The organism is Pseudomonas sp. S8 (genome assembly GCF_050473925.1).
Taxonomy (GTDB): domain Bacteria; phylum Pseudomonadota; class Gammaproteobacteria; order Pseudomonadales; family Pseudomonadaceae; genus Aquipseudomonas; species Aquipseudomonas parakoreensis.
Window position 1 is genome coordinate 3,362,623 of the sequence record NZ_JBFDVZ010000016.1, and the last position, 14,531, is coordinate 3,377,153.

The window sequence follows — 14,531 nt, forward strand, 5'->3', positions numbered from 1 at the left end:
AAAGAACAGACACGCACCGATCATAGTTGATCGGTGCGCGTTATCGCGAGGGCTGGCGATGGCCGTTCAGCGCAGGTTCAGCGACGAACCGGGCGCTTCTGCAGTTTGCGCTGCAGGGTGCGGCGGTGCATGCCCAGGGCGCGGGCAGTGGCGGAGATGTTGCCTTCGTGCTCGGTGAGCACGCGCTGGATGTGCTCCCATTGCAGGCGGTCGACCGACATCGGGTTTTCCGGCACCAGGCTGTCGAGGTCGGCGTGTTCGGAGAGCAGCGCAGCCAGCACGTCGTCGGCGTCGGCCGGTTTGCACAGGTAGTTGCAGGCGCCGCGCTTGATCGCTTCGACCGCCGTGGCAATGCTCGAATAACCGGTGAGGATCACCACGCGCATTTCCGGGTCCAGTTCCAGCAGCTTGGGCAGCAGCACCAGACCGGAGTCGCCGTCCATTTTCAGGTCCAGCGCGGCGTAGTCCGGCAGGTCGGCCTGGGCGATGGTCAAGCCTTCCTCGGCGGAGCCTGCGGTACTCACGCGAAAGCCACGGCGGGCCATGGCACGGGCCATTACTCGGGTGAAGGTCGCGTCGTCGTCGACCAGCAGCAGATGCGGCAGTTCTTCGCCTTCGACTTGGATTTCGTCACTCATGTTGGTCTCCTCGGGCGCCGTGGGGCAGGCGCAGCTCGGTGAGCGTGCCGCCTTCCTCATGACTATAGAGTTTCACTGAGCCGCCGGCGCGTGTCACGCTGGCCTTGCTCAAAAACAGGCCCAGGCCGAAACCTTTGCCCTTGGTGGTAAAAAACGGTTTGCCGATCTGCTCGGCGATGGCCAGCGGCACACCGGCACCGTGGTCACGAATGCTGATGGTCACGGTTTCCGCGTCCCAGTCCAGCGTCACCTGAAGATTTTCCGGGCAGGCGTCGGCGGCATTGTTCAGCAGATTGAGCAGCGCCTGGGTCAGATCCGGCGGCGGTGCCATGCGCGGGACTGTGCCCTGGCCGAGACGCTGGAAGCGATAACTGGCTTCCGGACGCATCAGGTGCCAACGGTTCAGCGCTTCGTCGAGCCATTGGGTGACGTCCTGCATCTCCACCGCCATACGCCGGTTGGCCTCGGCGGCGCGCACCAGTTGTTGCAACGTTTCTTTGCACAGCTTGACCTGATCCTGCAGCACTTTCAGATCGTCCTGCAACATCGCGTCGGGGTGGTCCTGCTGCATCTCCTTGAGCAACACGCTCATGGTCGCCAGCGGCGTGCCGAGTTCATGCGCCGCGCCAGCGGCCTGGGTGGCGACGGCCAGCAATTGCTGATCGCGCAGGCCTTCTTCGCGGCGAATCGCGCGCAATTCTTCCTGACGGCGCAGCTCTTCGGCCATGCGCGCAGCGAAAAACGTGATGACCGCAGCCGCGAGGGCAAAACTCAGCCACATGCCGTAGATCTGCAGGTTCTCGCGGGCCACCGGCAGGGTTTCCAGCGGGTAGAACCGGGTCAGCATCACGGTATACAGCGCCAGCGCGATACCCGACAGAATCACCGAATAACGCCACGGCAGCGTCACCGCCGCGATGGTCAGTGGCACCAGATAGTAGGAAACGAACGGGTTGGTCGAACCGCCGGAGAAATACAGCAGCGCACTGTGGATCACCAGATCGCAGGCCAGTTGCAGCGCATATTCGAGTTCGGTCACCGGCCACGACGTACGCAGTCGCACGGCGGTGAACACGCAGAGCAGAATCGAGCAGCCGAGGGTCATCGCCAGTTGCACCCACGGCAACGGCAACAATTGCAGCCAGTAGGCCAGGCCGACGGACCCGGCCTGCGCGGCGAGCACCAGGGTGCGGATGAACGTCAGCCGCCAGAGGTTCTGGCGAGTGGCGGAAGTCAGTTGTACGGGGGCGAGCATGAGCTCTCCTGATGAGCGCTCCAGGCGGATCGCACGGAGTATAACCAAGCCGCGCCTTTGAGAGGCGAAAGTGCGGCAAATGACCACATGGCGTTGCCGAAAAATTCAGCTACCTCACATAGCTGTCCGAGATCACCTGTGGTGAGGGGATTCATCCCCGATGGGTGGCGAAGCCGCCCCAAACCCTGCAATCCGTTTTTCACAGGCAGACCGCATCTGCTGAATTGCGACTGCTTCGCAGCCGATCGGGGCGGTGCGACGTTTCGCTAAATCCCCTCGCCACAAAGAGCTTGCGGCGTGCGGCCATCTGTATAGAAGTTGTAACTGGGCGAACCGCAGCGCAGAAGCTAGAGTCTGATGGTTTCACGCAGGGACGAACCAACACCTGCGCATTATTCAAGGAGCCTTCATGCACACCTTTCGCCGCAGCGCCGCCCTTCTCGCCCTGACCGTCGGCAGCATCGCCAGCCTTCCGGCGCTGGCCGCCGATGAGCTGCACTACAACCAGATCTCCCTGCGCGCCGAAGTCAGCCAGGAAGTGGCCCGCGACCTGATGATCGTGACGCTCTACACCGAAGCGCAAAACACCGACCCGGCCAAGCTCGCCGCCGACGTCAGCACCACCATGAACAAGGCACTGGCCCAGGCCAAGCAAGTCAAAGACATCACCCTGCGCCAGGGCAGCCGCAACAGCTACCCGATCTACGACACCAAGGGCCAGAAAATCACCGGCTGGCGTGAACGCGCCGAACTGCGCCTGGAAAGCGCCGACTTCGCCGCCCTGTCCAAACTCACTGGCGAACTGCTGACCGACCTGAAAATGGGCGGCATGGACTTCGCCATCGCCGAGCCGACCCGCAAGGCCAGCGAAGACAAACTGCTCAAAGAAGCCGTCAACGCCTTCAAGGCCCGCGCGCAACTGGCCACCGACGCACTGGGCGGCAAGGGCTACAAAATCGTCAACCTGAACCTCAACAGCAACGGCTACCCACAACCGTACATGCGCGCCCCGATGATGATGAAAGCCGCCGGCATGGCGGATTCGGCACCGGTCACACCGGAAGTCGAAGCCGGCACCAGCCAGGTCAGCCTGACGGCGGACGGCTCGATTGAAGTGCTGATGCAGTGAATTGATGTGGGCTGAATGAAAAACCGGCGATCAGAGAATGATCGCCGGTTTTTTTGTGCCTGGGTTTGTAGTGAATGAGCTGCCATTGCAGGCATACCGCTTCTTTCTACAATTCAGCCGCAACCTTAAACGGAAGATCAATGGTTGTATTGGTCTGCATTAATCAAATCTATCGCGTGCGTCCACGCTTCAGCCTCGGTGCCAAACTCCTGACGATCAAACAGCTGCCCTGCCAGATAGACCTGCCAGACGATTCCCTGATTCCCCTTGGCGACTGGGACGGCTTGATAGCCGCGTTGTTTTGCATCCGCGATGTCCATGGCTTCACCTCAATCAGTTTTTGCTTGGATACAACTCGATTGGCAAGACTAGCCAGACGAGTCGCTTGCAATCATGTTCATCCCATTCGCGAGCTATATCTACTGTCAGACCTGACAGGTCTATGACTGCGGATCCACCCGATCCAGCGCCCGGTTCACCGCCAACTCGGCCAACATGATGATCTGCTGAATCGCCAGCGCCGTATTGCGCTGCGGGCGATTGAGCTGATCGGCGAAATCGCTGGCCATGGTGTTGGCCGAGGCCAGGGACTCACAGGCGTGGGCCAGCAGGCTTTCCGTGTCGATGCCCGGATGGACGAGGAACATCGAACTGGGTGGGCGCGGTTTTGTGGCTTCGGGGCTGAGGTAGAAATCGAGGGCACGTTTGATCGCTTCGCGGTTTTTTGCGAGGTCTTCGGCGTGGAGGGCTTCGGTGAGTGGGGTTGTGGGTTCGAGTGGTGGATCTGGGACTGGCTTAGTCATTGGATAACCCTATTTTTGCAAATGAACGCCAGCACTTGCCGTTTCTCACGCGGCGAAGTGGGTGGCAGCTATGTGCGGGGTGAGAAACCGGAAAAATAGGAAACCGGCCAGACCGAAGTCTGCCCGCACACAGCCGCCATGAAGCATTTGCAGGCAACAGATAAGCCGCCGGCAATTATGCGGACACATGGACTGAATCACTAATTTTTCCAGGCTCTCACACCCGATCGCTGAGTTTTCAGCGACAGCTCAAGGCTAGAGAGCTAACGTCCGAGGGACAACCTGAAAACCTTGTGGGAAGGTTCTGGTTATCCCACACACCTTTAAATACAACCCCACTCCCTGTAGGAGCTGCCGAAGGCTCGGGCCGCGTTCAGACGATCTTTTGACTTTGGCTCTCACAACTCAAAAGCAAGATCAAAAGATCGCAGCCTTCGGCAGCTCCTACAGGGGGAACTCAGAGTATTCAATCAAATTCAGGTCGGCTGTCAGGCCGCCATCGCTGGCAAGTCGCCGCAACCGCTTTTCACCACTCAACACGATGAGCGTTAGCTCGAGTACCGCTTTTGATCTGAGGGCCCGTCGGCAGGCTGAGTGGAGGGGTTTATCCGGGGGTGGGAGCGCAGCGACCGTTTGGCGCAGCCAAACACAGCGAGAGGAGGTGCAGCGAAGCAAACCGTAGGCGCTGCCCCCCGGATGAATCCCGCAGCGAAGGAACCCGAGCCCAAGCGAGGGCCGAACGTCAGGGTAAAGCCCTTTGGTTACTTTGGGGCGTTTGCCAAAGTGACCCGCCGTCAGGGCGGAACCCTAAGCAGCCGTTACCGCAGCAACGGATATGTACCCGACAAAAGCCGCCACATATATCGAGACAGACATCTCAACAAGAAAAACGATATTTCCGAAGCCCCCCAAATCCCCGCTACCCTGAAAAACACAACCACCTCCAATCGACCCGGGGACTCCATGGAAAGATTCACCCTGAAACCACTACTAATCACCCTCGCACTAACCGCCATAGCCCCAATCGCAAACGCAGCAACAACCCTGGTCTACTGCTCCGAAGCCAGCCCCGCCGGCTTCGACCCCAGCCAATACACCAGCGGCACCGACTTCGACGCCTCCGCCGAAACCGTCTTCAACCGCCTCACCCAATTCCAGCGCGGCGGCACCGACATCGAACCCGGCCTGGCGACCCAATGGGACGTCTCCAACGACGGCCTGCAATACACCTTCCACCTACGGCAAGGCGTGAAATTCCACACAACGGAATATTTCACCCCGACCCGCGACTTCAACGCCGACGACGTACTGTTCACCTTCCAGCGCCTGCTCGACCCGGACAACGCCTTTCGCAAGGCCTACCCCGCCGAGTCCCCGTACTTCACCGACATGGGCCTGAACACCACCATCAAATCAGTGGAAAAACTCGACGACAACACCGTGCGCTTCAACCTGAACAACGTCGACGCCGCGTTCGTGCAAAACCTCGCCATGAGCTTCGCCTCGGTGCAGTCGGCCGAATACGCCGCCCAACTGTTAAAGGAAGGCAAAGCCGCCGAGCTCAATCAGAAACCGGTGGGCACCGGCCCGTTCGTGTTCAAGCGTTACCAGAAAGACGCGCAGATCCGCTACGCCGCAAACAAGGACTACTGGAAACCCGAGGACGTGAAGATCGACAACCTGGTGTTCTCGATCACCCCGGACGCCGCCGTCCGCCTGCAGAAACTCAAGACCGGCGAATGCCAGGTCAGCGGCTACCCGCGCCCGGCCGACATCGAAGTGATGGAACAAGACCCGAACCTGCGCGTATTGAAGCAGGCCGGTTTCAACCTCGGCTTCCTCGCCTACAACACCACGCATCCGCCGCTGGACCAGCTCAAGGTCCGTCAGGCGCTGGACATGGCCATCGACAAACCGGCGATCATCAAAGCCGTCTACCAGAGTGCCGGGCAACTGGCGCAGAACGCCTTGCCACCGGCGCAATGGTCGTATGACCCGAACATCAAGGACGCGCCGTACGACCCGGTGAAAGCCAAGGCGCTACTCAAGGAAGCCGGGGTTGCACCGGGTACCACCATCAATCTCTGGGCGATGACCGTGCAGCGCGCCTCCAACCCGAATGCGCGGATGTCGGCGCAGATGATCCAGCAGGATTGGGACAAGATCGGGATCAAGGCCAACATCGTCAGCTACGAATGGGGCGAGTACATCAAGCGCGCGAAAAATGGCGAACACGACGCGATGATCTATGGTTGGACAGGTGACAACGGCGACCCGGACAACTGGCTCGGCGTGCTCTACAGCTGCGCGGCAGTCAAGGGCAGCAACTACGCCAAGTGGTGCGATCCGGCCTACGACAAATTGATTCAGCAGGCCAAGGTGTCCACGGATAAAGCGCAACGGGTAAAACTGTATCAACAGGCGCAACTGATCCTTAAACAGCAGGTGCCGATCACGCCCATTGCCAACTCCACGGTGTTCCAGCCGCTGCGCAAGGAAGTGAGCGACTTCAAGATCAGTCCGTTTGGCCTTACACCCTTCTACGGCGTGGGTATAAATAAGTAACACCGAGCCCCAAGGCGGCGCGCACAACGTGACCAACGCACCGTTTTGGGGCCTCGTTTGCACCGTAAAAAACGGCCGCAAACGGTCAAATGCGTCAACTCTTATACAAATGCGACATTAAGGTACGTTCGTGCCACGCTTTGAGGCCGGCAGTCGCTCTGGATCTTGCATTGGGTATGGCCCCTGCATAAGTATCCGCAGGCACGACTCACGAGGTCGTACCTCAATATTAAAAAATGACAACAAATCATGAGGCCAACATGCTTAAACACGCGGTCATTCCGTTTTTAGTCGGCGCAGGCTTGTTAGCCTCCGCACCTTTCGCATCCGCTGCGACTAACCTGGTGTTCTGCTCCGAAGGGAGCCCGGCCGGTTTTGATCCAGGCCAGTACACCACCGGAACCGACTTCGACGCCTCAGCCGAAACCATGTTCAACCGTCTGAGCCAGTTCGAGCGTGGTGGCACCGCCGTTATCCCGGGCCTGGCCACCAGCTGGGACATTTCCCCGGACGGCCTGAATTACACCTTCCACCTGCGTGAAGGCGTCAAGTTCCACACCACCCCGTATTTCAAGCCGACTCGTGAGTTCAACGCCGACGACGTGCTGTTCACCTTCAATCGCATGATTAACAAGGATGACCCGTTCCGTAAGGCCTACCCGACCGAATTCCCGTACTTCACCGACATGGGGATGGACACCAACATCACCAAGATCGATAAAGTCGACGACCACACCGTCAAGTTCACGCTGAAAGAAGTCGACGCCGCGTTCATCCAGAACATGGCCATGAGCTTCGCCTCGATCCAGTCCGCCGAGTACGCTGCCCAACTGCTCAAGGAAGGCAAGGCTGCCGACATCAACCAGAAGCCGATCGGCACTGGTCCGTTCGTGTTCAAGAGCTACCAGAAAGACTCGAACATCCGTTACACCGGCAACAAGGACTACTGGAAGCCTGAGGACGTGAAGATCGACAACCTGATCTTCGCTATCACCACCGACCCGTCGGTGCGCATCCAGAAGCTGAAAAAGAACGAATGCCAGGTCACCCTGTTCCCGCGTCCGGCGGATCTCGCGGCGCTCAAGGCCGACAAGACCCTGAAGATGCCTGACCAGGCCGGTTTCAACCTGGGCTACATCGCCTACAACGTGATGGACAAGGTCAAGGGTAGCAACGAGCCTAACCCGCTGGCCGACCTGCGCGTGCGCCAGGCGCTGGACATGGCGGTGAACAAGCCGCAGATCATCGATTCGGTTTACCAGGGCGCCGGCCAGCTGGCCGTCAACGCCATGCCGCCGACCCAGTGGTCCTACGACACCACCATCAAGGACGCCAAATACGATCCTGAGAAAGCCAAACAGCTGCTCAAGGAAGCCGGCGTCAAGGAAGGAACCGAAATCGTTCTGTGGGCGATGCCGGTACAGCGCCCGTACAACCCGAACGCCAAGCTGATGGCTGAAATGCTCCAGTCCGACTGGAAGAAGATCGGCTTGAACGTGAAGATCACCAGCTACGAATGGGGCGAGTACATCAAGCGCTCCAAAGGTGGCGAGAACCAGGCCATGCTGATTGGCTGGAGCGGTGACAATGGTGATCCCGACAACTGGCTGAACGTGCTGTTCGGCTGCGACTCGCTCAACGGCAACAACTTCTCCAAGTGGTGCGACAAGAAGTACGACGGTCTCGTCAAAGATGCCAAGCGCACCACCGATCAGGCCAAGCGCACCGAACTGTACAAACAGGCGCAACACGTCCTCAAAGATGCTGTTCCCTACACACCTATCGCTCACTCGACGGTGTTCCAACCCATGCGCGCCAACGTGCAGGACTTCAAGATCAGCCCATTCGGCTTGAATTCCTTCTACGGCGTCAGCGTCAGCAATTAAGCCATCGCAGCGGCGACGTTCATGACGTCGCCGCTGCTTTAGCTGCCGGAAGTCAGGAATTTGCCTACAGCCAATTCCGTTGCGGATGACTGCAACGGCAGGGGATGTGTCGACTTTTCCTACGAGCATTCAGGCAATTACGCATTTACTGCCAGACCCACGGCCCCTACCGTCGGGTTCTGACCAGTTTCTGCGTGGGCCATCGGCTTGCTGTACGTACTGGATTGAGCTCAATGCCACCTCAACTTCCCTGGACGGGATCGCGGTGCATTGAACAACACGACAAAAAGAGGGAGCGTCATGCGCCATACCTTGGTTTTTTCCGCATTGCTGGGCGCCGGCCTGCTGGCCGCCACGTCCGCCAGTTTTGCCGCCAGCAAGAGCCTGGTGTTCTGCTCCGAAGGCAGCCCGGCGGGTTTTGATACCGCGCAATACACGACGGCGACCGATAACGATGCCGCCGAGCCGCTGTACAACCGTCTGGTCGAGTTCGAAAAAGGCGCGACCAACGTCGTACCGGGACTGGCAACCCAGTGGGATATTTCCGAGGATGGACTCAAGTACACCTTTCACCTGCGTGAAGGTGTGAAATTTCATACAACGCCGTACTTCAAACCGACGCGCGATTTCAACGCCGACGACGTGCTGTTCACGTTTAACCGCATGCTCGATCCCGCGCAGCCATTCCGTAAGGCTTATCCAACCGAATTCCCGTATTTCAACGGGATGAGCCTGAACAAGAACATCGCCAAGGTCGAAAAGACCGGGCCGCTGACCGTGGAGTTCACGCTCAACAGCGTCGACGCCGCGTTCATCCAGAACATTGCCATGAGCTTCGCCGCCATCCTGTCCGCCGAATACGCCGACAAGCTGCTGGCTGAAGGCAAGCCAAGCGACATCAACCAGAAACCGGTCGGGACCGGGCCGTTCGTGTTCAAGAGCTATCAGAAGGACTCGAACATCCGTTACACCGGCAACGAACACTACTGGGACCCAAGCCGGGTCAAGCTGAAGAATCTGATCTTCGCGATCAACACCGACGCTTCGGTGCGCGTGCAGAAGCTCAAGGCCGGCGAATGCCAGATCACTCTGCATCCGCGCCCTGCCGACGTGGAGGCGCTGAAGGCCGACCCGAAACTGCAGCTGATCTCCAAGCCTGGCTTCAACCTCGGTTACATTGCCTACAACGTCCGTCACAAGCCCTTCGACCAGCTCGAAGTGCGTCAGGCGCTGGACATGGCAGTGAATAAACAAGGGATTCTCAACGCTGTTTATCAAGGCGCCGGACAACTGGCGGTCAACGGCATGCCGCCGACCCAGTGGTCCTACGACGACAGCATCAAGGATGCCGCCTACAACCCGGAAAAAGCCAAAGAGCTGCTCAAGGCCGCCGGCGTCAAGGAAGGCACCGAGATCACGTTGTGGGCGATGCCGGTCCAGCGTCCGTACAACCCGAACGCCAAACTGATGGCCGAAATGCTCCAGGCTGACTGGGCGAAAATCGGTCTGAAAGTGAAGATCGTCAGCTACGAATGGGGCGAGTACATCAAGCGCACCAAGAATGGCGAGCACGACATCAGCCTGATTGGCTGGACCGGCGACAACGGGGATCCGGACAACTGGCTGGGCACCCTGTACAGCTGCGATGCCATCGGCGGCAACAACTATTCCATGTGGTGCGATCCGGCTTACGACAAGCTGATCAAAGAGGCCAAGGTCGTCACCGACCGCGACCAGCGCACCACGCTCTACAAACAGGCGCAGCAGTTGCTCAAGCAGCAAGTGCCGATCACGCCTGTCGCCCACTCGACGGTCAACCAGCCGTTAAGCGCCCGGGTTGAGGGCTTCAAGGTCAGCCCCTTCGGTCGCAATGTGTTCTCGGGCGTCAGTATCGATTAACCCAACCGATTAGCCGCAATGCTGAGGGGGGCTGTCTATCCCCCTCACGCAAGCGCTTTGCCGAAATTCGCCGATCCGGCCTTTTGCAAACGTTTGCGATGTGTGAAATGAGTTCTAAACCAATAACCGGCCCACCCAAAAAAGCCGGCATAAAAAGAAAGTAAAGGAGCTTCACCCATGAAACTGAGCAGCACCGCGATACTGGCCCTGGCCATCAGCAGCATCACCGCCACGGCCTATGCCGAGGAACAGAGCCAGGCGTTCACCCCGGTGACCGTCAACGAGAAAAGCGCCCAGGCTGATGCCACCGGCTTCCTCGAAGGTTCCACCATCAGCGGCACGACCCGTAACTGGTACGCCAACGAGCAACTCAAGCGCGGCGGCAAGTTCACTTATCGCAAGGACGGCGTTGCCACCCCGACTGATCGTCGTATCAACTGGGTGCAGGGCACCATCGTCAATTTCACTTCCGGTTTCACTCAGGGCACCGTGGGTGTCAGCACTGAAGTCGCTGCTTACAACGCTGTAGCGCTGGAGCGCAATCGCAAGGACCTGGCCTCCAACAACGGTGGCGCACCGGGTTCGCGTCCAGGCGCGGGCAACAACCGTACGCTGACCAAAGAAGGCGGCGACGCTGAAGGCCAGTGGAGCAAACTGGGTCTGGCCAACGTCAAGTTCCGCGTGTCGAACACCACCCTGACCGCCGGTCGCCAGAACTTCAGCACCCCGATCGTCGACACCATCGGCAACCGTGCGCTGCCTTCGAGCTTTGAAGGTGTGAGCCTGCACAGCGAAGAACTGAACAACCTGTCGTTTGACGCCGGCAGCTTCGACCGCGTATCGCCACGTACCGAAGAAAGCCTGTCGAAATTCCGTTCCGAGTACACCAACAACAACGCCGAAACCGATCGCGTCAGCATCGTCGGCCTGAACTATCAGCCGCTGAAAAGCCTGAAGACCAGCCTGTACGCCTCCAAGGTTGAAGACTTCTGGAACCAGTACTACTTCGGCGCCACCCACGAACTGGGTGACAGCAATGTCGTCAGCCTGACCACCGGCCTGAACTACTACAAGACCGTCGATACCGGCAAAAAAGAGATGGGCGAAATCGACAACGACACCTACTCGCTGTCGTTCGGCCTGACTCACCAGGCTCATAGCCTGACCTTCTCGTACCAGGAAATTAACGGTAACGAGTACTTCGACTACCTGCACGAAACCAACGGCATCTACCTGGCCAACTCCCTGCTGTCCGACTTCAACGGCCCGAACGAGAAATCCTTCCAGGTCGCCTATGGTCTGAACATGGCCGAATATGGCGTGCCAGGCCTGAAGTTCAACATCTACCAGGCTCGCGGCTGGGGTATCGACGGTACTCACTACACCGGCACTGCCTATGACGTACGCAACATGGACGGCGAGCACCACTACGAATACGGCATTGGTGCGACCTACGCCGTACAGAGCGGCCCGCTCAAGGCGACCACCATCCGTGGCACCTACACCGCTCACCGCGCCAGCGAAAACCAGGCTGACGGCAGCATCAACGAGTTCCGTCTCGTGACCACCATCCCGTTCAACATCCTGTAAAAACGCCGACCGACGGCTGACTCATGACGAGTCGGCCGTTCGGTTTTTTGTCTTCAACCGATTGCAGAGGGTTATCGATGAAAATGCTTCCCCTACGTGCGGCCGTCACGGCTGTGTTGTTGAGCGCCGCCATCGGCGTCTCGGCCAAACCCTTGGTGGTCTGCACCGAAGCCAGCCCGGAAGGCTTCGATATGGTCCAGTACACAACTGCAGTCACTGCCGATGCGGTGGCCGAAACGATCTTCAACCGTCTGGCGGACTTCAAGCCCGGCACCACCGAAGTGATTCCGGCACTGGCCGAATCCTGGGACATCAGTGAAGACGGCCTGACGTACACCTTCCACCTGCGCAAAGGCGTCAAGTTTCACACCACCGAATACTTCAAGCCGACCCGCGACATGAACGCCGACGACGTGGTCTGGAGCTTCCAGCGTCAGCTGGACCCGAATCACCCGTGGCACAAACTGTCGAGCGTGGGCTTCCCGTACTTTGAAAGCATGGGCTTCAAAGAACTGCTCAAAAGCGTAGAGAAAGTCGACGACAACACGGTCAAGTTCACCCTGACCCGCCGCGAAGCGCCGTTCCTGGCCGACATCGCCATGGCGTTTTCCTCGATTTACCCGGCCGAATACGCCGACCAGTTGCTCAAGTCCGGCAAGACCGCCGACCTCAACAACAAGCCTGTGGGCACCGGCCCGTTCATCTTCCAGCGTTACGCCAAGGATGCGCAGGTGCGCTTCAAGGCCAACCCGGACTACTTCCGTGGCAAGCCACCGGCCGATGCGTTGATCCTGGCAATCGCCACCGACAACAACGTGCGCCTGCAGAAGCTCAAGGCCAACGAGTGCCAGATCGCACTGTATCCGAAGCCGGATGACATCCCGAGCATCAAGAAAGACAGCAACCTGAAGGTCGATGAACTGGACGCGATGACCGTCTCGTACATCGCCATGAACACTCAGCACAAATACATGAGCGACGTGCGGGTCCGCAAAGCGATCGACATCGCTTTCGACAAGGAAGCCTACGTCAACGCCCTGTTCGGCAAGGGCAACGCGACCGTAGCGGTCAACCCCTACCCGCCGACACTGCTGGGCTACAACCACGACCTGAAGAACCCGCCACGTGACCTCGACAAGGCCCGCGCCCTGCTCAAGGAAGCCGGGGTCCCGGAAGGCACCGTGTTTACTCTGTTTACCCGTAACGGCGGCGGCCCGACCAACCCCAATCCGATGCTCGGCGCACAGATGATGCAGGCCGACCTGGCGAAAGTCGGGATCAAGGTCGACATCCGTGTGATGGAATGGGGCGAGATGCTCAAGCGCGCCAAGGCCGGCGAACACGATATGGTGTCGGCCGGATGGGCGGGCGACAACGGCGACCCGGATAACTTCCTGACGCCTATGCTCAGTTGCGAAGCGGCCAAGAACGGCGAAAACTACGCGCGCTGGTGCAACGAGAAATTCCAGGCACTGCTCGACGAAGCACGGGCTAAAGTAGATCCGGCCGAACGCGCCAAGCTCTACGAACAGGCTCAGGTGCTGTTTAATCAGGACCAACCGTGGATCAGCATGGCCCACACCCGTATGTTTACCGCAATGCGCAATAACGTAGAGGGTTACCACATCAGCCCTCTGACCACGAATAACTTCGCCACCACCCAGGTGAAGTAGATAAGAAACTCCCGGCCTCCCTGACCCCAGGGTCGCCGGGCACGCCTAACCGGCTGATGAGGTACCACACAAGATGTTTAGTTTTATTGCCCGCCGACTGGGGTTGTTGATCCCCACGTTTTTCGGCATCACCCTGCTGACTTTCGCGTTGATTCGCATGATTCCCGGCGACCCCGTGGAAGTGATGATGGGCGAACGTCGGGTCGACCCCGAAATGCACGCTCAGGCAATGGAACGCCTTGGTCTGAACAAACCGCTGTATGCCCAGTACCTGGACTACATCGGCAAACTGGCCCACGGCGATCTCGGCGAATCCCTGCGTACGCGTGAGAGCGTATGGACCGAGTTCACCTCCCTCTTCCCGGCGACCCTGGAACTGTCCATGGCCGCCCTGCTGTTCGCCGGCATTCTCGGTCTTCTGGCCGGGGTGATCGCGGCCCTCAAACGAGGATCCCTGTTCGACCATGGGGTGATGGGCATCTCCCTGGCGGGGTATTCGATGCCGATCTTCTGGTGGGGCCTGATCCTGATCATGTTCTTCTCGGTGAGCCTGGGCTGGACCCCGGTGTCCGGGCGGATCGACCTGCTCTACGACATCGAGCCGCGCACCGGTTTCATGCTGATCGACACGCTGTTGGCCGATGACATGGGCGCATTCTTCGATGCCCTGCATCACCTGATTCTGCCGGCCATCGTGCTCGGCACCATTCCACTGGCGGTGATCGCGCGGATGACCCGTTCGTCGATGCTCGAAGTGCTGCGTGAAGACTACATCCGCACTGCCAAGGCCAAAGGCCTGTCGCCGTCGCGCGTGGTGTTCGTGCACGGCCTGCGTAACGCGCTGATTCCGGTTCTGACCGTGGTCGGCCTGCAAGTCGGTACCCTGCTGGCCGGCGCGGTCCTGACCGAAACCATTTTCTCCTGGCCCGGCATCGGTAAATGGCTGATCGAAGCCATCGGCGCCCGGGACTACCCGGTTGTGCAAAACGGCATCCTGTTAATCGCCTGCCTGGTGATTCTGGTCAACTTCGTAGTGGACATCCTCTACGGCTTTGCCAACCCACGCATCCGTCATCAGCGCTGAGGTCCATAC

General features: G+C 59.2%; 11 protein-coding genes. 7 read left to right on the forward strand and 4 right to left on the reverse strand.

Features of this window, described 5'->3' with window-relative positions; translation table 11 throughout:
* Window positions 1-77: 77 nt before the first annotated feature.
* A complete protein-coding gene (locus AB1J88_RS16435; protein ID WP_003221630.1) occupies window positions 78-638 on the reverse strand; it encodes a response regulator transcription factor in 561 nt (186 codons plus the stop codon).
* On the reverse strand, window positions 631-1,893 hold the full coding sequence (locus AB1J88_RS16440; protein WP_027610820.1) for an ATP-binding protein: 1,263 nt from the start codon (window positions 1,891-1,893) through the stop codon (window positions 631-633). Before AB1J88_RS16440 ends, AB1J88_RS16435 begins: the two co-directional genes overlap by 8 nt.
* A 409-nt stretch (window positions 1,894-2,302) precedes the next feature.
* Between AB1J88_RS16440 and AB1J88_RS16445 the strand changes: the two genes are divergently transcribed.
* Window positions 2,303-3,022 (forward strand): SIMPL domain-containing protein, encoded by a 720-nt coding sequence (locus AB1J88_RS16445; protein WP_097090382.1) that lies wholly within the window; start codon window positions 2,303-2,305, stop codon window positions 3,020-3,022.
* 137 nt (window positions 3,023-3,159) lie between these two features.
* On the opposite strand, the gene AB1J88_RS16450 is transcribed toward AB1J88_RS16445, so the two are convergent.
* Both AB1J88_RS16450 and AB1J88_RS16455 read right to left on the reverse strand, forming a co-directional pair.
* Window positions 3,160-3,342, reverse strand: coding sequence for a hypothetical protein (locus tag AB1J88_RS16450; protein WP_430291475.1), 183 nt, complete (start codon window positions 3,340-3,342; stop codon window positions 3,160-3,162).
* Between the two features lie 120 nt (window positions 3,343-3,462).
* The gene (locus tag AB1J88_RS16455; RefSeq protein ID WP_430291476.1) at window positions 3,463-3,825 is read right to left on the reverse strand and encodes a DUF6124 family protein; all 363 of its coding nucleotides are present in this window, start codon (window positions 3,823-3,825) and stop codon (window positions 3,463-3,465) included.
* A 963-nt stretch (window positions 3,826-4,788) separates the two neighbouring features.
* Between AB1J88_RS16455 and AB1J88_RS16460 the strand changes: the two genes are divergently transcribed.
* The 6 genes from AB1J88_RS16460 (at window position 4,789) to AB1J88_RS16485 (ending at window position 14,522) form a co-directional block, all read left to right on the forward strand.
* Window positions 4,789-6,390 (forward strand): ABC transporter substrate-binding protein, encoded by a 1,602-nt coding sequence (locus AB1J88_RS16460; protein WP_430291478.1) that lies wholly within the window; start codon window positions 4,789-4,791, stop codon window positions 6,388-6,390.
* Between the two features lie 260 nt (window positions 6,391-6,650).
* A complete protein-coding gene (locus AB1J88_RS16465; protein WP_041072781.1) occupies window positions 6,651-8,276 on the forward strand; it encodes an ABC transporter substrate-binding protein in 1,626 nt (541 codons plus the stop codon).
* Between the two features lie 300 nt (window positions 8,277-8,576).
* Complete coding sequence (locus AB1J88_RS16470; RefSeq protein ID WP_108181665.1) at window positions 8,577-10,175, forward strand: ABC transporter substrate-binding protein; 1,599 nt, start codon at window positions 8,577-8,579, stop codon at window positions 10,173-10,175.
* Window positions 10,176-10,352: 177 nt separating this feature from the next.
* Window positions 10,353-11,765, forward strand: a complete 1,413-nt coding sequence (locus AB1J88_RS16475; RefSeq protein WP_041072777.1) for an OprD family porin — start codon at window positions 10,353-10,355, stop codon at window positions 11,763-11,765.
* 77 nt (window positions 11,766-11,842) lie between these two features.
* Window positions 11,843-13,438 (forward strand): ABC transporter substrate-binding protein, encoded by a 1,596-nt coding sequence (locus tag AB1J88_RS16480; protein ID WP_047291244.1) that lies wholly within the window; start codon window positions 11,843-11,845, stop codon window positions 13,436-13,438.
* Window positions 13,439-13,511: 73 nt separating this feature from the next.
* Entirely contained in the window at window positions 13,512-14,522 is a 1,011-nt protein-coding gene (locus AB1J88_RS16485; protein WP_041072773.1) for an ABC transporter permease subunit, read from the forward strand.
* Window positions 14,523-14,531: the final 9 nt, after the last annotated feature.

Coding starts and splice junctions, on each gene's coding strand:
- AB1J88_RS16485 (WP_041072773.1), top strand. CDS start 13,512: ATGTTTAGTTTTATTGCCCGCCGACTGGGGTTGTTGATCCCCACGTTT.
- AB1J88_RS16445 (WP_097090382.1), top strand. CDS start 2,303: ATGCACACCTTTCGCCGCAGCGCCGCCCTTCTCGCCCTGACCGTCGGC.
- AB1J88_RS16450 (WP_430291475.1), bottom strand. CDS start 3,342: ATGGACATCGCGGATGCAAAACAACGCGGCTATCAAGCCGTCCCAGTC.
- AB1J88_RS16455 (WP_430291476.1), bottom strand. CDS start 3,825: ATGACTAAGCCAGTCCCAGATCCACCACTCGAACCCACAACCCCACTC.
- AB1J88_RS16475 (WP_041072777.1), top strand. CDS start 10,353: ATGAAACTGAGCAGCACCGCGATACTGGCCCTGGCCATCAGCAGCATC.
- AB1J88_RS16435 (WP_003221630.1), bottom strand. CDS start 638: ATGAGTGACGAAATCCAAGTCGAAGGCGAAGAACTGCCGCATCTGCTG.
- AB1J88_RS16480 (WP_047291244.1), top strand. CDS start 11,843: ATGAAAATGCTTCCCCTACGTGCGGCCGTCACGGCTGTGTTGTTGAGC.
- AB1J88_RS16470 (WP_108181665.1), top strand. CDS start 8,577: ATGCGCCATACCTTGGTTTTTTCCGCATTGCTGGGCGCCGGCCTGCTG.
- AB1J88_RS16440 (WP_027610820.1), bottom strand. CDS start 1,893: ATGCTCGCCCCCGTACAACTGACTTCCGCCACTCGCCAGAACCTCTGG.
- AB1J88_RS16465 (WP_041072781.1), top strand. CDS start 6,651: ATGCTTAAACACGCGGTCATTCCGTTTTTAGTCGGCGCAGGCTTGTTA.
- AB1J88_RS16460 (WP_430291478.1), top strand. CDS start 4,789: ATGGAAAGATTCACCCTGAAACCACTACTAATCACCCTCGCACTAACC.